This window comes from Specibacter sp. AOP5-B1-6 (assembly GCF_052376555.1).
In the GTDB taxonomy this organism is placed as follows: Bacteria; Actinomycetota; Actinomycetes; order Actinomycetales; family Micrococcaceae; genus Specibacter.
The window spans coordinates 28,131-45,177 of record NZ_JBQSVT010000015.1; the positions used below are offsets into that span (position 1 = coordinate 28,131).

Annotated in this window: 17 protein-coding genes and 1 tRNA gene; 12 read left to right on the top strand and 6 right to left on the bottom strand. The window is 65.4% G+C overall.

Going from position 1 to position 17,047, the window contains the following annotated elements:
• Position 1 precedes the first annotated feature (1 nt).
• From ACT3TS_RS09675 to ACT3TS_RS09715, 9 genes are all read left to right on the top strand, one after another.
• On the top strand, positions 2 to 943 hold the full coding sequence (locus ACT3TS_RS09675) for a segregation and condensation protein A (RefSeq protein ID WP_444531299.1): 942 nt from the start codon (positions 2 to 4) through the stop codon (positions 941 to 943).
• Complete coding sequence (gene scpB, locus ACT3TS_RS09680; protein WP_444531300.1) at positions 936 to 1,625, top strand: SMC-Scp complex subunit ScpB; 690 nt, start codon at positions 936 to 938, stop codon at positions 1,623 to 1,625. Before ACT3TS_RS09675 ends, scpB begins: the two co-directional genes overlap by 8 nt.
• A 36-nt stretch (positions 1,626 to 1,661) precedes the next feature.
• Positions 1,662 to 2,834, top strand: a complete 1,173-nt coding sequence (locus ACT3TS_RS09685) for a pseudouridine synthase (RefSeq protein WP_444531301.1) — start codon at positions 1,662 to 1,664, stop codon at positions 2,832 to 2,834.
• 7 nt (positions 2,835 to 2,841) lie between these two features.
• A complete protein-coding gene (locus ACT3TS_RS09690) occupies positions 2,842 to 3,945 on the top strand; it encodes a prephenate dehydrogenase (RefSeq protein WP_444531302.1) in 1,104 nt (367 codons plus the stop codon).
• Positions 3,942 to 4,748: a (d)CMP kinase gene (gene cmk / locus ACT3TS_RS09695; protein WP_444531303.1), complete on the top strand. Its 807-nt coding sequence runs from the start codon at positions 3,942 to 3,944 to the stop codon at positions 4,746 to 4,748. The genes ACT3TS_RS09690 and cmk overlap by 4 nt, the downstream gene beginning before the upstream one ends.
• Complete coding sequence (locus ACT3TS_RS09700; RefSeq protein WP_444531304.1) at positions 4,745 to 5,467, top strand: lysophospholipid acyltransferase family protein; 723 nt, start codon at positions 4,745 to 4,747, stop codon at positions 5,465 to 5,467. The genes cmk and ACT3TS_RS09700 overlap by 4 nt, the downstream gene beginning before the upstream one ends.
• A complete protein-coding gene (gene der, locus ACT3TS_RS09705; RefSeq protein WP_444531305.1) occupies positions 5,464 to 7,020 on the top strand; it encodes a ribosome biogenesis GTPase Der in 1,557 nt (518 codons plus the stop codon). Before ACT3TS_RS09700 ends, der begins: the two co-directional genes overlap by 4 nt.
• 104 nt (positions 7,021 to 7,124) lie before the next feature.
• A tRNA-Pro gene (locus ACT3TS_RS09710) sits at positions 7,125 to 7,198 on the top strand.
• Positions 7,199 to 7,365: 167 nt separating this feature from the next.
• Complete coding sequence (locus ACT3TS_RS09715) at positions 7,366 to 8,502, top strand: FAD-dependent monooxygenase (protein ID WP_444531306.1); 1,137 nt, start codon at positions 7,366 to 7,368, stop codon at positions 8,500 to 8,502.
• Between the two features lie 25 nt (positions 8,503 to 8,527).
• Here ACT3TS_RS09715 and ACT3TS_RS09720 read toward each other — a convergent pair whose 3' ends face one another.
• Together ACT3TS_RS09720 and ACT3TS_RS09725 are read right to left on the bottom strand one after the other, a co-directional pair.
• The gene (locus ACT3TS_RS09720) at positions 8,528 to 9,214 is read right to left on the bottom strand and encodes an HAD-IA family hydrolase (RefSeq protein ID WP_444531307.1); all 687 of its coding nucleotides are present in this window, start codon (positions 9,212 to 9,214) and stop codon (positions 8,528 to 8,530) included.
• A 1,124-nt stretch (positions 9,215 to 10,338) separates the two neighbouring features.
• Complete coding sequence (locus tag ACT3TS_RS09725; protein WP_444531308.1) at positions 10,339 to 11,043, bottom strand: lysoplasmalogenase family protein; 705 nt, start codon at positions 11,041 to 11,043, stop codon at positions 10,339 to 10,341.
• A 131-nt stretch (positions 11,044 to 11,174) separates the two neighbouring features.
• Between ACT3TS_RS09725 and ACT3TS_RS09730 the strand changes: the two genes are divergently transcribed.
• A complete protein-coding gene (locus ACT3TS_RS09730) occupies positions 11,175 to 11,855 on the top strand; it encodes a GyrI-like domain-containing protein (protein ID WP_444531309.1) in 681 nt (226 codons plus the stop codon).
• Here ACT3TS_RS09730 and ACT3TS_RS09735 read toward each other — a convergent pair.
• Positions 11,845 to 13,641, bottom strand: coding sequence for an acyl-CoA dehydrogenase (locus ACT3TS_RS09735; RefSeq protein WP_444531310.1), 1,797 nt, complete (start codon positions 13,639 to 13,641; stop codon positions 11,845 to 11,847). The two genes, ACT3TS_RS09730 and ACT3TS_RS09735, sit on opposite strands and share 11 nt — an antisense overlap.
• A 272-nt stretch (positions 13,642 to 13,913) precedes the next feature.
• On the opposite strand from ACT3TS_RS09735, the gene ACT3TS_RS09740 reads away from it, so the two are divergent.
• Together ACT3TS_RS09740 and ACT3TS_RS09745 are read left to right on the top strand one after the other, a co-directional pair.
• Positions 13,914 to 14,738 (top strand): SMP-30/gluconolactonase/LRE family protein, encoded by an 825-nt coding sequence (locus tag ACT3TS_RS09740; protein WP_444531311.1) that lies wholly within the window; start codon positions 13,914 to 13,916, stop codon positions 14,736 to 14,738.
• A gap of 426 nt (positions 14,739 to 15,164) precedes the next feature.
• On the top strand, positions 15,165 to 15,644 hold the full coding sequence (locus ACT3TS_RS09745; RefSeq protein ID WP_444531312.1) for a GNAT family N-acetyltransferase: 480 nt from the start codon (positions 15,165 to 15,167) through the stop codon (positions 15,642 to 15,644).
• Here ACT3TS_RS09745 and crcB read toward each other — a convergent pair.
• Genes crcB through ACT3TS_RS09760 form a run of 3 tightly spaced genes read right to left on the bottom strand, consistent with a single transcriptional unit; the run spans position 15,641 to position 17,039 of the window.
• Positions 15,641 to 16,018 (bottom strand): fluoride efflux transporter CrcB, encoded by a 378-nt coding sequence (gene crcB, locus ACT3TS_RS09750; protein ID WP_444531313.1) that lies wholly within the window; start codon positions 16,016 to 16,018, stop codon positions 15,641 to 15,643. The two genes, ACT3TS_RS09745 and crcB, sit on opposite strands and share 4 nt — an antisense overlap.
• Positions 16,015 to 16,536 (bottom strand): fluoride efflux transporter FluC, encoded by a 522-nt coding sequence (locus ACT3TS_RS09755; protein WP_444531314.1) that lies wholly within the window; start codon positions 16,534 to 16,536, stop codon positions 16,015 to 16,017. Before ACT3TS_RS09755 ends, crcB begins: the two co-directional genes overlap by 4 nt.
• Positions 16,533 to 17,039 carry a universal stress protein gene (locus ACT3TS_RS09760; RefSeq protein WP_444531315.1) on the bottom strand — a complete coding sequence of 169 codons (507 nt, stop codon included), beginning with the start codon at positions 17,037 to 17,039 and terminating at the stop codon, positions 16,533 to 16,535. The genes ACT3TS_RS09755 and ACT3TS_RS09760 overlap by 4 nt, the downstream gene beginning before the upstream one ends.
• Positions 17,040 to 17,047: the final 8 nt, after the last annotated feature.

Consider the following 17,047-nt stretch of genomic DNA (forward strand, 5'->3'; position numbering starts at 1 on the left):
GTTGACGTCAACAACGGAAGTCGCGGGGATCGCGGCAGAAACACCACCTGAAGGCTCGGAGGCCACCGGCGCCGAGCCTTCAGGCAAGCAGCGCTTCGAGGTGCGGCTGGAGAATTTCACCGGCCCCTTCGACCTGCTCTTGGGGCTGATTTCCAAGCATGAAATGGACATCACCGACGTCGCCATCGCCACTGTCACCGATGAATTCATCAGCTACCTGAAGGTCCTGCAGGACCTCGGGCAGGAATGGGCACTCGATGAAGCCAGCGAGTTCCTGGTCCTTGCCGCAACGCTGCTGGACCTCAAGGCGGCGCGGCTCCTGCCCGCCGGCGAGGTGGAGAACGACGACGACCTGGCCCTTTTGGAGGCCCGTGACCTTTTGTTCGCCCGGCTGTTGCAATACAAGGCGTTCAAGGAAGTTGCCACCCTCATGGGTGCTGAACTTGACCGGGAAGCCAAGCGGTTCCCCCGTCAGGTCGGGCTCGAGCCGCACTTTGCAGCCCTGCTGCCCGAATTGGTGTGGCGGCACACCCCGCAGCAGTTCGCCGAACTGGCTGCCAAGGCCATGGAAACCAAGCAAGCTCCAAGCACCGAAGTGGGTGTGGCACACCTGCACGCACCGGCCGTCAGCGTCAGGGAACAAGCCACCATCATCACGGCAATGCTCACGGCCGGCATGCCCGAAGAAATGGAACCCGGGTCCCCAGCCTGGTTCGGGACGCCGCTGTCCTTTGCGGTCCTGAGCGCCGATGCGGAATCCTCCATGGTTGTCATTGCCCGTTTCCTGGCCCTGCTGGAATTGTTCCGGGACCAACTGGTTGCCTTTGACCAGCCCAGCCCGCTTGGCGAGCTGTTGGTTTGCTGGAGTGCCGGGACCGGCACCGGGGATTTGCCGGCAACCGACAGTGACTTCGACGAGGAGGGCGGCGATGGCCATGACTGAGAAAAATGTGCAGCCTGCAGGAACATCGGACACTCCGGAGGCCGACGCCCACGCCCCTGATTCCCACGGCACTGATTCCCTCGGCACTGAATCCTTCGACCCTGAATCCCATGACAGTGTCAAGGCCGCGCTCGAAGCGGTCTTGATGGTTGTTGACGAGCCGGTCTCCGAGGAACAGCTGGCCGTTGTGGTGGGTTTGCCCACAGCCACGGTACGTGAGCTATTACACGAACTCGCAAGGGAGTACGACGGTTATACTAGGAAGAGTGGCACCATACCGGTCCGCGGCTTTGAACTCCGGCAACTGGCCGGGGGATGGCGTGTTTATTCACGTGCCGCTTACGCCGACATTGTGTCCCAGTTTGTTGTGGACGGCCAGACGGCCCGGCTCACGCAGGCGGCCTTGGAGACCTTGGCGGTGATTGCCTACCGCCAACCGGTCTCACGGGCCCGCGTTTCCGCCATCCGAGGTGTCAACGTGGACTCGGTGGTGAGGACGCTTGCCCAGCGCGGGCTGATTGAGGAAGTGGGCACCGATCCGGTGTCCGGGGCATTCCTGTACCGCACCACAGCGTACTTTTCGGAACGGCTGGGGATGGGCAGCGTGGACGAGTTGCCGCAAATTGCACCGCACCTGCCCGGTCTGGAAAACCTCCAAGATTTTGATGATTCACACTTTTAGCACGACCACAACATTTAGCGTTTTAAGGATTTCACAATGACACCGTCACCCCGCTCCGGAAGCTCTTCCGGGCAGAACCAGCCGCGCGGCGGCAATCCCCGCTCAGGCGCCCCCAAATCAGGTGGGTTCAAGTCTGGCGCACCCAAGTCAGGTGGCTTCAAATCCGGCGGATCCAAGTCCGGCGGACCACGCAAGAACCAGGGCGATGACGGCCTCAAGCCAGGCGCTTTGCGCGCTGCAGGTTACAACGCCGACAGGGCCAAGGCGGCCGGCGAGGGCGGGTACAAGTCCGGTGCACCCAAGCTGGGCGGCCCCAAGCAGTCGGGCAGCAAGCCTGGCGCCCGCAAGCCCAGCCAGACCGGTGCCCGTCCGTTCAAGAACGAGCAGTACGGCAACACCGTCCGCCCGGCCAGGAACCGCCCCACCGAGCAGAACCGCCGGCCGGTGCGCACCACCGACGACGTTGACATGCACAATGCCGAGGGCGTGCGCCTGCAGAAGGTCATGGCCCTGGCCGGCGTGGCATCGCGCCGCCTGTGCGAGGACATGATCCTTGAAGGCCGTGTCCAGGTTGACGGCGTGACAGTGTCCCAGCTGGGCCTGCGCGTCGATCCGGAAACCACTGAAATCTCGGTCGATGGCATGACCATCCAGACCAACGAATCCTTGGTTTACATGGTCTTCAACAAGCCCAAGGGTGTTGTCTCCACCATGGACGACCCTGAGGGTCGCCCGTGCATCAGCGACTTCCTGAAGAAGCGCCAGACCCGTGAGCGGCTCTTCCACGTGGGCCGTTTGGACACGGGCACCGAGGGCTTGTTGATCTTGACGAACGACGGCGAGCTTTCCAACCGCCTGAGCCACCCCAAATACGAAATCCCCAAGACCTACCTGGTCCAGGTTCGCGGTCCGATGGCCCACGGCGTTGGTGCCCAGCTCAAGGACGGCGTCGAGCTTGAGGACGGCTGGCAGCGGGTTGACTCGTTCCGGCTTGTCGACTCCACCCCGGGCCACGTTCTGGCGGAGGTTGTCCTGCACTCGGGCAAGAACCGCATTGTGCGCCGCATGTTTGACGCCGTCGGCTACCCGGTCGAGCGCCTTGTCCGCGTGAAGTTCGGCCCCATCGCCCTGGGTGACCAGCGCCAGGGCAGTGTCCGCGTCCTGGGCCGCCACGAGGTCGGCTACCTGCTCGCAGACGTGGGGATGTAGGCAGCGGATGAATCCTTCGCACTTGACCGGCCCGGTGCTGGTGCTTGGCAGCGGGCTGTTGGGTGCCAGCATTGGTTTGGGGCTGCGTGCCCGCGGCATCGACGTCGTCCTCAGCGACCCGTCACCCTCGGCCCAGGCCGTGGCGGTGGACATTGGCGCCGGGCGCGCCTTTGACGCTGCCGTTGAACTGAGCCCCGAGCTGGTTGTTGTGGCCGCGCCGCCGGATGTCACCGCACAGGTGGTGGCAGAAGCCCTCACCAGGTACCCGTCCGCCGTCGTCGTTGACATTGCAAGTGTCAAGGGTGCCGTGCTGGCGGAACTTCAAGGCATGGAATCCCTGGATAAGAAGTCGCTGGAACGCTACGTGGGCACGCACCCCATGGCCGGGCGGGAACTTTCCGGTCCGGTGGCAGCGCGCGCCGAACTGTTCAACTCGATGCCGTGGGTGCTCTGCCCGTCGGAGGCCAGCAGTGCCCAAGCCGTCAAGGCGGCGCATTCGCTGGCGATCGACCTTGACGCCGTCGTGTTCCGGTTTACCCCGGATGAGCACGACGGGGCGGTGGCCCTCGTGTCGCACCTGCCCCAGATCATGTCGTCGCTGGTGGCCAGCAGGCTGCAGGAAACACCGGCGCACGCCCTCTCGCTCGCCGGCAACGGCCTGCGCGACGTGACCCGGATTGCTGCCAGCGACCCCACCCTGTGGGTGCAGATCCTCGGTGCCAACGCGCCCAAGCTGCTGGAGATCATGGCGGGTGTCCGCACGGACCTGGACCGCCTGATCACCACGCTCGGCGCGCCCACGGCCCCCGGGGCACGCCTGGACCTGGCCCAGCTCATGGCTGAAGGCAACGCCGGACAGAGCCGGATTCCCGGCAAGCACGGCGGCCCCGCCCTGTCGTACTCGTGGCTGACGGTCCTTGTCGATGACAAGCCCGGCCAGATTGCCGCGTTGTTGACAGAGATCGGCGAGATCGGCGTCAACGTGGAAGACCTGCGCCTTGACCACTCCGCCGGGCATCAGGTGGGCATGGTGGAACTTTCGGTGCTGCCGTCGCGGCGGGTGCTGTTGGTGGAGGAATTGACGGCACGTGGTTGGAAGGTAATGCAATGAACAACTCTGATAGGACACCGCAGGACACCATGGCAACACATTCCGAGACGGCAGCACAGCACCAGGCGGCAGCACAGCCCACCGCGGAGCAGGTCCAGCAGGGGGACCAGCCGCTGCGCCTGGGCAAGTCCCTCGTCGTGGCCGTCGACGGCCCCTCCGGGTCGGGGAAGTCAAGTGTCAGCAAGGCTGTTGCCCGGCGCCTGGGCCTGGCCTTCCTCGACACCGGCGCCATGTACCGCGGATTGACGTGGCACTGCCTGAACGCGGGCCTTAACCTGAACAACGCGGCCATGGTTGAGGGTGCGGCGCGCACCATCAAGCTCGAACAAAGCATGGTTCCGGAAACCGAGCTGGTCAAGGTCAACGGCGTCAATGTCACCGACGCCATCCGGGAACCAGAAATTTCCGCGGCCGTCAGCGCCGTGGCCACCAACCTGGGCGCACGTGCCGAACTGGTGCGCCGCCAGCAGGAGCTCATTGCCGGGCACGGCCGCCGCATTGTGGTGGAAGGCAGGGACATCACCACCGTTGTTGCACCGGACGCCGAGGCGCGCTTGATCCTGACTGCCAGCGAGGAAGCACGGCTGCGCCGTCGGGGACTGCAGCTGGGCGGCACACAGTCCGCCGAGCAGCTGGCCGACCAGGTGCTGGCCCGTGATGCGAAGGATTCGACGGTTGTTGACTTCCAGCGTGCCGCCGACGGGGTGTACACAGTTGACTCCTCGGAGCTGGACTTTGCGGAAACCGTTGCTGCCGTCATCGCCGTGGTGCGCCGGGCGGTCAACGCTGACCCGCTTGCATGAGCCCTGGGGCAAAACCGCTGCGCACCCTCACGGGTGCCCCTCCGCGGTGGAAAACCCGCTGGAGCCGTCCGCTGGGACGTGTGATTGACCACGTGGTGTATAAAACCACCATCCTGGGCCGTGCCAATATTCCCCGGCACGGGCCGGTGGTATTTGCGGCCAACCACCTGAGCTTCCTTGACGGCCCCGCCATGGTGGGCGCCAGCAGCAGGTACATGCACGTCATGGTCCGCCATGACATGTTCAAGGGCTTTCTGGGCACGGTGCTGCACGCTTCGGGGCAGATCCCCGTCAACCGCGACGGCGACCGGGCGGCACTGCAGTTCGCCAAGGCAGTCCTCGACCGGGGCGACTGCGTGGGGATCCTGCCGGAAGGCACCCGGGGGAGCGGGGACGCCGCCAACATGAACGGCGGGGTGGCGTGGCTGGCACTGAACTCAGCCGCCGTCGTCGTGCCTGTTGCCATCCTGGGAACCAGGCACAGCGGGGAACATCGCGACAAAATTCCGGCACCGCGGCGCAGGCTGCACGTGGTGTTTGGGGAACCATTGGCAATCACGCGTGAGCCGGGAGTTTCCGGGCGTGTTTCAATGGACAGAGCAACCGAACAAATCCGCCAGCGGCTGGCGGCACACATAGCCGCCGCGCAAGCCGCAACGGGGCAGGATTTGCCTGCGGACGATCACCTATCTTCAAAGCATAAAGGACAGCAACCATGAGCGACTCCAAGTCAGCCATACCCGCCGGCGACGGTGAGGTTGGTCACCAGGACTACGTACCCACGGGTACTGACCAGATAGCTGAGAGGCTGGCGGCAATCTCCGACGAGGACGCCGACGCCCGCGCGGCAGGGCTTTTGGCCGGCCTTGCCAACTACGAGCTCGAGGACGAGGATGCGGCGCTGCTGTCCGGGGAGTTCGACGACGGCGCCTCGTTTGACGCGCATCGCCAGGACCCGGTGCTGGCCATCGTCGGACGGCCCAACGTGGGCAAGTCAACGCTGGTGAACCGCATCCTGGGCCGCCGCGAGGCAGTTGTAGAAGACACCCCCGGCGTCACCCGCGACCGTGTCCAGTACACGGCGGACTGGAACGGGCGCAACTTCACCCTGGTCGACACCGGCGGCTGGGAGCGCGACGCCCGCGGTCTCGACCTGCGCGTGGCCGAACAAGCTGAAATTGCCGTTGAAATGGCTGACGCCGTGCTGTTGGTGGTTGACGCGATCGTTGGCATCACGGCCTCGGACGAAGCCATTGTGCGCATGCTGCGCAAGGCCAAGAAGCCTGTCATCCTGGTGGGCAACAAGATTGACGACCTGGTCCAGGAAGCCGACGCCGCAACGCTGTGGGGCCTGGGCCTCGGGGAGCCGATGCCGGTGTCGGCCGTGCACGGCCGCGGTGTTGCCGACATGCTGGACCGCGTCATGGACGTCCTGCCGGAGTTCTCCGCCGTCGATGGTCTGGAACGCACGGGCGGACCGCGCCGCATCGCGCTGCTGGGACGGCCCAATGTGGGCAAGTCCTCGCTGTTGAACAAGCTGGCCGGTTCCGATCGCGTCGTCGTTGACAACGTTGCAGGCACCACCCGCGACCCGGTTGACGAGCTCATTGAGCTGGGCGACCGCACCTGGCGCTTCGTTGACACCGCCGGCATCCGCCGCCGTGTTCACATGGCCCAGGGCGCCGATTTCTACGCGTCGCTGCGCACCCAGACGGCCCTGGAAAAAGCCGAGGTTGCCGTGGTGCTCATGGCCGTGGATGAGGTGCTGAGTGAGCAGGATGTGCGCATCCTGCAGCTGGCCATTGAATCCGGCCGCGCGTTGGTGTTGGCGTTCAACAAGTGGGACTTGATGGACGACGAGCGCCGCAAGTACCTGGAACGCGAAATTGACCAGGACCTGGCCCACGTCGTATGGGCACCCCGCGTGAACATTTCGGCCAAGACCGGCTGGCACAAGGACAAGCTCGTTCCCGCCCTGGACCTGGCGCTGGAGAACTGGGACCGCCGCATCCCCACGGGACGCCTCAACGCGTTCCTGGGCGAATTGGTCTCGGAACACCCCCACCCCGTCCGCGGTGGCAAGCAGCCGCGCATCTTGTTCGGCACCCAGGCGTCAAGCCGCCCGCCGAAGTTTGTCCTGTTCACCACGGGCTTCCTCGACCCGGGATACCGGCGCTTCATCACCCGCCGCCTGCGTGAAACATTTGGCTTCGAGGGAACGCCCATCGAAGTGGCCATGCGCGTGCGTGAAAAGCGGAGCCGCAAGAAGTAACTTGGCTCACAGTTCGGCTTGTTTTGGTCCTGCCCCGGAAAAATATGGGGTAAGCTTCTTCAGGTGGTTCAGCCACGGGAGATACCTTCCAATCGCTGAACTTTCGGGCTGTAGCGCAGCTTGGTAGCGCACTTGACTGGGGGTCAAGGGGTCGCAAGTTCAAATCTTGTCAGCCCGACCGAACAAAAACCGCTCAAACACTGGGAATACCCGGAGTTTGAGCGGTTTTTTGTTGCCCGTGGCGGTTTCGGTCATTCGCTTCCGGCCGTGGACTGCCCACCTTCACGGTCTCCGGCGACTGCAGGGGCCTCCCTCGGAGCGGTTTCCAGGCGTAGGCTCGATGGCATGAAAGCACGAGCTGACATCATTGGCGGCGGAATCAGCGGACTCGCCGCGGCCCGGGCCCTGGCCCTGCACGGGTGGGGCGTGTCCGTGCGCGAACGGGCGCCGGCACTGCCCACGACCGGCACGGCGCTGGGCTTGTGGCCCGAGGCCATGGCTGCGCTCGAGGAAATCGGCGCGGCCGGCACTGTCTTGGCAAGCGCGGCACGGGTTGCCGGGAGGGACGAACCAGCGGATGGCAAAGAAGCGGGTAGGGAAGTAAAGGGCGGGGAAACAGCCGCAGTGGAAAGGCCCGGTGTTGAAACCGGACTGTGGACCCCGGGTGGACGCTCCCTTCTGGCCACCTCCGGCGGGGACGGCCTGCTGATGGTCCCCAGGCCGGCACTGCTCGCCGCCTTGGCCGACGGCGTGGACATCACCTTTGGGGCCGAGGGTCAGAACCCGGGAGGGGCGGCCGACGTCGTCGTGGGTGCCGACGGGACGCACAGTCAAACCCGTGTGGCCGTTTTTGGCGAGGCCAGCCGGGCTCGGCCGCTTGGTGCGGTTGCCTGGCGCGGGACCGTGGCCGGCGCTGTCAGCCGCTACGGTGAAACGTGGGCGCCGGGGGCCATGTTTGGGATTACGCCCGCCGGCCCGGAGCGGAGCAACTGGTATGCCTGTGTTGGTGCCGACCGGGAGTTTGCTCCTCCACACCTGCAGCACCTGCGGGACATCTTTGGTTCGTGGCGGTCCGGTCCGGCCGAGGTGTTGGCCCTGGTTGAGGAGGATTCCATCCTGCATCACGAACTTTTTGAAACACCCCGCCTTCCGGCGTATGCCAACGGCAACACCGTGTTGATTGGCGATGCGGCCCATTCCATGGGGCCGTTCCTTGGCCGCGGGGCATGTGAGGCCCTGGTCGACGGCACAACGCTGGGCCGGTGTCTCGCCGCGGCCGACACGGTGCCCGAGGGGCTGGCCGCCTATGGCCGTGCCCGACGGGCCAAGACCCAGCGCATGGTGGCGTTCTCCCGGCACATGGGGCAGTTCGCGATGATGCGCAGGGGATTCCTGGCCCGCAATGGGGTGGTCGGGGCCGTTGGCGGAATACTGCGGGTCGGCGCGGTGCTGCATCCCGGCACCAGCAGCCGACGAGATTGAATCGGTCGCGGCAGCGGCCTAGGTCTCAGGAGGCGTGCAGGGTGATCTCGATCCGCCCGTCAGGGAGCACGTTCGCAGCCACCTGGGACAGGCTGTGGACCACATGGTCGGCGTCGAGGGCGTGGGCAGCGCTTGTGCCCGCCACGGCAAGCGTCACGGCGCCGGCGGCGCGCCCCGACGCCAAGCCTGCCGGTGCGTCTTCGACAACAAGGCAGCGCCGGATGTCCGCTCCGAGCCGGCTGGCACCGAGCAGGAACGGTTCCGGGTGCGGCTTGCCATCGCTGACCTGGTCAGCCGTGACCATCTCGGCTGGCGCGGGGATGCCGGCGGCCCGCATCCGGGTTTCGGCCAGACCCTGCGTGCAGGAGGTTACGATGGTCCACGCACCGGCAGGCAATGACCCAAGCAGCTCAACCGCCCCGTCCTTGCGCACCACACCCTCGGTGTCGGCCATTTCCAGGGCCTTGATCAGCTCGAAGGCCTCTGCCCGCCGTGACGGTGCAACATGCTGGTCGACCAGCGCCTGCGCCGGAACACCGTGGCTGCCATAACTGAACCCGTCAAGGCCCATCTGTTCGCCCCAGAGATGCCAGGCCCGCTCGGTGGCGGGAGTCGAATCAATCAGTGTCCCGTCCAAGTCGAACAACAGGGCATCAACGGTGAACTGGCGGATGGGTCCCGGCCCGCGGGCAGCGGCATCATGAGTCGTCATGGCACCAGCCTATCCGCGCCAGAAAGCTGCCTGCTGTCGGATGCAAGTCGCCCGACGGCGGGAGGTCGGCGTGCGTGCGGCAAGCCGGCATATGCGGCAGCCGGCCACGAGGACAGGGTGGCGTGCTAAGAGCTGCGGTACGCAATCCAGAGCTGGGGCCTGCAATTAGGGGCACGCCGCTGACAGTTGCGGTCCGCAAATCCGCGGGTCGCCAATTGCTGAGTGGCGATTGGCGGAGCTGCTGGCGGGGTTCAGCTGGGCGGTCATGGATGCCCCCACAGGTAAATTCGAACAAATGTTCGAATCTGAATTTTCGGCGGTGACAGGCCCATCGCGGCTTGCCCGTCGCCTGGACCCCTTGGTTCCATTGGATCGCCTGGATCGGATGGGCGGCAGGCTGGGAACTTTCAGGTCCGGGAGCGGACTGGCGGGCAGGCCAAGGCTGTGACGGTGCACAGGGTGGCTAGACGCAAGAGGGCTGGGCGCAAGCTGGTGAGGCGCATGCTTGTGGTGAGGCACGGGCTTGTGGCGGGGCGCATGCGACGGCTGCATCCCGCTCCAGTGGACCGCGCGTCACCCCTTCACTATCCCGCCGGCCAGTGGGCAGTGTCGCTGCTCGGTACCTTGGGGACAGCCGGTCCGAAACCGGGGGAGCGTTGCCCGGGCCGGGACGAGCGGATGCTCCCGCCCCATGGGCCGGTCACGCCGCCGTCGTGCTTCTAGTGGCGCTGACAACGCAGCCGCAAGAAGGTGACTATAGTTCGGAGAACCGCTGCTGCCCGGCAGCGGAGTGTGCGGGTGCAACACGAAGCCAGGCCTGTACCGGACGCTGCAACCCCGGAATTGTGCCGTCTCCGCGGCTGGCGGATTGGACGGCTGTCAGCGAGCTTGAAGCAGAACCACGAACAACCCCGTGCGCATCACGAGGCTGCCGGCCATGCGATGCTCCTTGAAGGGCTTGGTGCTGCGCTCGCAGGCAGCCGTGGGCTGGCGCTGGCGACTGGACCGGGACGGCATAATGCGGGAGGTCCTGACAATTGCAGCGGGTTAGATCGTATTTGGCATCGCCGGGGGTTGCGCGAAGTGGCTCACGGTGACTGACAACCCCGCAGGGTTTGCCTTGTTCAGCTGGGAAGTTTCTCCTCATGCATGGCCCGTTTGCCGCTGCGGTGCGCGCCGGCAACAATAAGCCCCTGTCCCACCGTGTAGGTCAGCATGACCATGCCGCTGGTCCAGCCAGGCATCAGTTCAAGGGCAAAGATCCTGAACGCCAGTATGGTGTCCGAGGCCAGGAAGAAAACGCCTCCCCATAGGATGACTGGATGGCAGCGGGCAGACAGCGCCGCAGTTCCGCCCAGCACCAGGCCGTAAACAGCGACGGCGGGGGCCAGCCCTCCCGCCCGGGGCCACATGAAGGCCAGCAGCACCACCCACCAAACCGCAAAAATCAGCGCCCACCACGGCAGTGGCCGTCGGGCCAAGTGGCGCCAAAACAGGCGCATGTAGCAAAGGTGGGCAATGCCGAAGCACAGCAGCATTAGGGGCAGTGTCGGGGCGAACGGGAAAAACGTGCCGGCACCGTCGCCCAGCCATGAGAAGAACAGCGCGGCCAGCAGCAGCCACAGCAGCGATCGGCTGCCGAGCCGGCGCAGGCCCCAGACCGCGGCCAATATCAAGGCGGGCATGAGGAGGAGCTTTGTGGGGTCGGCCAGTGCGCCGTTATTGGCGAAGCGGGCGGCAACGTGAACCAAGGAGACAATCACGTACGGGACGAATCCCCACCACAGCGGGCGGGCCTGCCGTTCGGACAAGTTCAATTCAGGGGACACTGGACTCCTTGGTGTGATCTGGTGTGGCGTGCCGTTGCGGCGCCGCAACTGGCATCAACCTACACTGGGCGGAAACGGCTGGGCGGAAACGGCTGGGCGGCCCAAACAGGCCTGCCCAAGAGGAAGAAGCAATGGAAAAATACGATGTTAAAAAGTCCCACAAAGCGCTCTATGCACCGGGTTCCAAGGACTTCTCCCTGGTGGAGGTGCCCGCTTTTCGCTACCTTGCCATTGACGGCCACGGCGATCCCAACGCTTCAACCGAGTACACCGAAGCCTTGGAGTCGTTGTACGCCACATCCTATGCGCTGAAATTCCGCAGCAAGAAGGAAAGGGGCCGGGACTATGTTGTCGCACCCTTGGAGGGACTGTGGTGGGCGGAGAACATGGCCATCTTTACCGCCGCGGACGGAGCAGCTCGGGACAAAGCCAGCTGGGACTGGACCATGATGATCAGCCAACCGGAATGGATTACCTCCGAGCAGGTGGCGGAGACAGCAGAGCTTCTCGCCGCGAAAAAGGAGCTGCCCGGGCTGGCACGCCTGCGTGTCGCGGAACTGCAGGAAGGATTCTGCGTCCAAATCCTTCACCGTGGCCCCTACGACGACGAAGGACCCGTCCTGGCCCGGCTGCACCGGGAGTTCATGCCCGCACACAACCTTCGGTTCAATGGCAGGCACCACGAGATCTACCTCAGCGATCCGAGGCGATCGGCCCCGGAGAAGCTCAAAACCATCCTGCGTCAGCCCGTGGCGCCCGCCGGCGGTGCGGAACGTGCCGCAGCCGCTGGCGGGTCCGCTCCTAGCTCCTGACCTTGTGGCCGGTGCCTGCGAGGCTGTTCGCGTCCAGGGCAAACAGGTCTTCGGCACCCGCCGTGGCCGCGCCCAACAGGCTGGCGCACGCTGGCAGTAGCTGCTGGGCGTAGAAGCGGGCCAGCACCAGCTGCTCGTTGGCCAGCCGTGCATCATCGGTTTTGGCGGCGGCTACGGCCGCCCGGGCCAGCATCCAGGCGCTCGTGCACAGCCCCCACATGCGCAGGTACGGGGTGGAACCTGCCAGAACAGAGTTGGGGTCGCCCTGGCCCGTGCGGAGCATCCAGTGCGTGGCAGTTTCCAGCGCCGCGAACTGGCGGTCCAGCTCCTCACGGATCCCCGCGAAGTCGGCACCTGCCGCAGCCAGGTCGGTATCGATTTCTCGCATGGTGGCCAGGAATTCCAGAACGGAGGCGCCGCCCCGGACGCCCAGCTTGCGCCCCACGAGGTCTGCCGCCTGGATGCCGTTGGTGCCTTCGTAGATCGCGGCGATGCGAACGTCGCGCACATGCTGGGCCGCACCGGTTTCCTCAATGAAGCCCATGCCGCCTTGGATCTGCAGGGCAAGCGAGGTGAGCTCATTGCCCAAGTCGGTGCCGAATGACTTGCATATGGGTGTCAGGAGGCCGACGATCTCGTCTGCCCTGGCCCGGACGGCCGGGTCCGGGTCGTTGGTGCTGTGGTCCACATAGCTTGCATCCAGCAGCATCAGGTAGCGCAGGGCGGCAATACTTGCGCGCTGGGTCATGAGCATGCGGCGCACGTCAGGGAACTCGATAATGGCCGAGCTGGTGCCGGTGGCACCGATGGCCAGGCCCTGCTGACGCTGCTGGGCGTACTCCAGCGACTGCTGGTAGGCGCGCTCTGCGACGGCCAAGCCCTGCGCGCCGACGCCCAGGCGTGCGGCGTTCATCATGACGAACATGATGCGCATGCCCTTGTTCTCTTCGCCGATCAGGTACCCCGTGGCGTTCTCGTAGGACAGCACGCACGTGGGGGAGGCGTGGATGCCCATCTTGTGTTCCAGTGAGACGGTTTGCACCCCGTTGCGTTCGCCCAGCGACTCGTCGTCGTTGATGTGGAACTTCGGGACGATGAAGCAGGAGATGCCGCGGGTGCCCGTCGGGGCGCCCGGTGTGCGGGCCAGAACCAGGTGGACGATCTGCTCGGCCATGTCGTGGTCGCCGTAGGTGATGAAGATCTTCTGGCCCGTGATGGCGTAGCTGCCGTCGTCGTTCTTGACGGCCTTGGTGGTCAGGGCGCCAACATCGGAGCCGGCCTGCGGCTCGGTCAGGTTCATGGTGCCCGTCCACTCGCCGCTGACCATCTTGGGCAGGTAGCGGTTCTTCATGGCGTCGTCGCCGTAGTGCAGGAGCGCGTCGATGGCGCCCTGGGTCAGCAGCGGGCACAGCGAGAAGGCCAGGTTCGCACTGTTGAACATTTCCTGGATGGCCAGACCGATGGTGCGGGGGAACCCGCCGCCGCCGTATTCCTCCGGCAGCGGCACGGAGCCCCATCCGGCGTCGACGTACTGTTGGTAGGCCTCCTTGAAGCCGTCCGGTGTCTTGACTGTGCCGTCGAGCTGGAGCTGGGAACCTTGGGTGTCACCCTGTTGGTTCAGGGGTGCCACGGCCTCTGCCATGAACTCACCGCACTGTTCAAGGAGTTCGACGACGGTGTCGAGGTCTGCGTGTTCGAAACCTGGCAGATTGGCGATGTCCGGGTATCCCACAACATGCTCAAGTGCGAAGGCGATGTCTGCAATTGGAGGCTGGTATTGGCTCATAATCGCCAGCGTACCTTGACCAAACGTGTTTATGCCGGAAATTTGTTACTAACCAGTAATGTCGCGCAGGTCACAGGGGCTGGGTGGCCTGTTGCCGCCGTTGCAGGCAGACTTCCGCGGCGGCGCGGTGCGACCCCGCAGGCCGGGCCAACCGGGTGGGCGCGAGAGGCCCGGGGCCGCTGCCGGGAGCGAGAAAATCGTACTTTCCCCGGCGTCCCGGTGACGCTTAAACTGGCACTGTTCCACATCCAAAGGCACGGTGGAGGAGAACCATGGAAAACCAGCAGGTCATTGCGGCAGGGATTGGCATGGGAGAGTCCGCTCGGTGGCACGGGGGGCGTTTTTGGTTCGCGGACTGGAACGCCCGCCTCATTCACGCCATCGACCCGGACGGGACCGAGCATCAAAGTTTTGCCGTGCCGTCCTTCCCGATCACCTTTGACTGGCTGCCCGACGGGGAGTTGCTGGTTGTGTCCGGTGCCGCCGGTGAATTGCTGACGCTCACCCCGGCCGGCACCTTTGCCCGCCGCGCCACGCTGAGCGAGCTCTCCGAGACGCCGTGGAATGAGATTGCCACCCGCGGCGAGCAGGCGTACGTCAACTGCATCGGCTACGCGTACCCCGGCCCGGCGCAGGTGTCGGGGCTCATTGCCCTGGTCAAGGCCGACGGCGGCGCAACAGTGGTTGCGGAGCACCTCGCCTTCCCGAACGGAATGGTGGTCACGGACGACGGCGGCACCTTGGTGGTTGCCGAGTCAAACGCAGGGTGTCTGACGGCTTTCGATATATTGGCCGACGGCTCACTGGCCAACCGGCATGCGTGGGCGGCCGTGCCGGGGAGCGCCCCGGACGGAATTTGCCTCGGCGACGGTGGCATCTGGTACGCGGACGTGCCCCGAAAATGCTGTGTCCTGGTGGCCCGCGGCGGTGAAGTGCTGCATACCATCGAACTGGAACAAGGCTGCTTTTCCTGCGCCGTGGGCGGCGAGGACGCCAACACCCTGCTGGTCCTGGTGGCTGACTGGCCCGGGGCGCTGCAAACGGGCGCCGTCACTGGACGGGCGGTGGCCGTCCGGCTGGATCGTGCCCCACAGTGAATAGCGTGCCGCAATGTGAACTGCGGCTCATCAACGCTGTTTGATGCAACAGTTGGGGCCGTGGGCAGGTATTGTTTTTCCTAGCCAAGGCGCTCTTCTCAGAGTTAGCGGCGGTTAGGCCCGTACGAGTATCTCGCCGATGCTCTGCGGGTCGTCTTAGTTTAAGCGGAACCGTTCGCTGCGCGCTAACCCAGTTATTGGCCGCTTCCAGGACCGCAGCTCCCGGATTCCCCGGACGGCCCACCAAAGTGGGCCATCCGCCGTCGTGCATTCAAGGTCTTGCAGGCGCAGCCGGGCGGGGCCGGCAGTAACGTTTCGATTACTTGCCTGTGGCTGGCGGCAGTCCACCGGTAGGCTGGGAGGTGCCCGCTGCCGAAGGAGCCTGCATCTGCCAGCCAGCCTTTCCGGGGTGGAAACGGGGGTATCGTGAATGCGCGCGCAGCTGTCATCCTGCGGGAAGGTTGCTGCCCCGAGGACATTGAGGAGCTCACCAATGTCTGGCGCGATTCCGTCGAAGCCACCCACCACTTCCTGTCCCTCGATGCCATTGACAGGCTCGAACCGCTGATCAGGGATGAGCATTTGCCGCGCCTCAGGATTCACGTGGCTGAACGCAATGGCTGCATACTGGGCTTCATCGGCCTGGACAAGGACCAGGTGGCCATGCTCTTTGTGGCTGACGAGGTACGGTCGACGGGCGTTGGCAGCAAGCTTCTCGGCTGGGCCCAGGATCAGTTTCCCCGCCTGCACCTTGAAGTCAACGAACAAAATCCGCGGGCCGCGATCTTTTACATTCGGCGCGGTTTCACTCCGGCGGGACGTGCGGAGACTGACGCCCACGGCTCGCCCCACCGCTTGCTGCGGATGAGCTGGGACGCCGGGACTGACGGGGCAAACCAACCTTAGAAGAGGGTGCCCGCCCAGTAGCCCAGTGCTGCGGCGCAGGCGCTGGCGGCCAGTGTTCCCAGGGCGTTGGCCAGCGATGCGAGGTAGCGTTTTTCGCCCATCAGCCGGACCGTTTCGTAGCTGGTGGTGCTGAACGTGGTGTAACCGCCCAAAAACCCTGTGCCCAGGATGAGCGCCCATTCCGGGGGGAGCAGGTGGCCGGCTGCCAGGGCGGTCAGCAGGCCGAGGGCCAGTGAACCTGAAATGTTGATGGTGAAGGTGGCCCACGGAAAGATTGTCCGCCAGCGGCTGCCCATGACCCCGTCGAGCGCAAACCGTGCGGCGGCACCGAGCCCGCCGGCCACGGCGAGGGCTGCAAAGACCAGCGGCGTCACGGCTGCTGCCCTCCCCGCTGCGTGGTTTCCGGAAGATCCGTGCGGAGTTCGACGGCGGCCCGGGAACCTGTTCCGAGGGCTATCCCCGCCCACGTGGCAAGCGCACCTGCCAGTACTGTGCCAAGTCCGTAAGCCGCGGCCCAGGCCAGGTCCGCAGATCCGGCGGCCGCAGAACCCGCGTCCGATGTGCCCGTTCCGGCCAGCAGGAGCATCCCCACGGCAAGTGTGCTGTACGTGGTGAAGCCGCCACAAAAGCCGGTTCCCAGCAGCAACCGCAGCCGGCGGCTGCGCGGCAGGGCCGTGCCGGATGGCCTGTTGTCCAGCGCATCCCGGCGGTTCAGTGTCGCGTAGAGCAGTCCCAGCAGGAACGCGCCGGCAATGTTGGCCACGATGATGGCCGCAGGCAGGGGACCGGCGTCGGGCACGGCCAGGACCAGCGCCTCACGGGTGGCCGCACCCAAAGCGCCGCCCAGGGCCACCAGGGACAGTGACTGGACGTGCAGGTACTGCCGTGTCACAGGCGGACCTGACCCAGCTGGCAGTGATGGGTGGGAACGACCAGGACAGGGCGGTGTTGTTTGCGGGAAAGCTGGACCGCCACCGAGCGGTGCACGAGCTCGCGCAGGGATGTGTGGCTGTCACCGTGGGTGCCCACCACAATCATGTGCGCCCCCAGGGTGTCGGCACAACGGGCCAGGGCCTGGGCTGGCTCGCCGGCCAGCAGCAACAAGCGCCACTGAAGATCCTCGGCAGGCAGCTCCATGGCATTCAGCTGCTGTTCCAGCGTGTCGGCGAGCAGAGCGGGGAAGGAGGCTCCGGCGTCGTCCATGAAATCAGGGTCGACAGGGGCCGAGGTTATGGCCCCGTCCGCAGCCTCGGAGACGGGGTAGCGGGCGGGGTTGGCGTAGGCGCAGATGAGCGGCCGGCGCATGGCAGCTGCGAGCCGGGCGGCTTCTTCAACGACGGCGGGGGACTGGCCGGGGAAGACGCCGGCGAGCACGCACGGCTGGTGCTGGTTCATCCTTGGCG

Bases quoted from the DNA above. Each gene is read 5' to 3' on its own strand.
- scpB (WP_444531300.1), top strand. From the start codon at position 936: ATGACTGAGAAAAATGTGCAGCCTGCAGGAACATCGGACACTCCGGAG.
- ACT3TS_RS09685 (WP_444531301.1), top strand. From the start codon at position 1,662: ATGACACCGTCACCCCGCTCCGGAAGCTCTTCCGGGCAGAACCAGCCG.
- ACT3TS_RS09690 (WP_444531302.1), top strand. From the start codon at position 2,842: ATGAATCCTTCGCACTTGACCGGCCCGGTGCTGGTGCTTGGCAGCGGG.
- cmk (WP_444531303.1), top strand. From the start codon at position 3,942: ATGAACAACTCTGATAGGACACCGCAGGACACCATGGCAACACATTCC.
- ACT3TS_RS09700 (WP_444531304.1), top strand. From the start codon at position 4,745: ATGAGCCCTGGGGCAAAACCGCTGCGCACCCTCACGGGTGCCCCTCCG.
- der (WP_444531305.1), top strand. From the start codon at position 5,464: ATGAGCGACTCCAAGTCAGCCATACCCGCCGGCGACGGTGAGGTTGGT.
- ACT3TS_RS09715 (WP_444531306.1), top strand. From the start codon at position 7,366: ATGAAAGCACGAGCTGACATCATTGGCGGCGGAATCAGCGGACTCGCC.
- ACT3TS_RS09720 (WP_444531307.1), bottom strand. From the start codon at position 9,214: ATGACGACTCATGATGCCGCTGCCCGCGGGCCGGGACCCATCCGCCAG.
- ACT3TS_RS09730 (WP_444531309.1), top strand. From the start codon at position 11,175: ATGGAAAAATACGATGTTAAAAAGTCCCACAAAGCGCTCTATGCACCG.
- ACT3TS_RS09735 (WP_444531310.1), bottom strand. From the start codon at position 13,641: ATGAGCCAATACCAGCCTCCAATTGCAGACATCGCCTTCGCACTTGAG.
- ACT3TS_RS09740 (WP_444531311.1), top strand. From the start codon at position 13,914: ATGGAAAACCAGCAGGTCATTGCGGCAGGGATTGGCATGGGAGAGTCC.
- ACT3TS_RS09760 (WP_444531315.1), bottom strand. From the start codon at position 17,039: ATGAACCAGCACCAGCCGTGCGTGCTCGCCGGCGTCTTCCCCGGCCAG.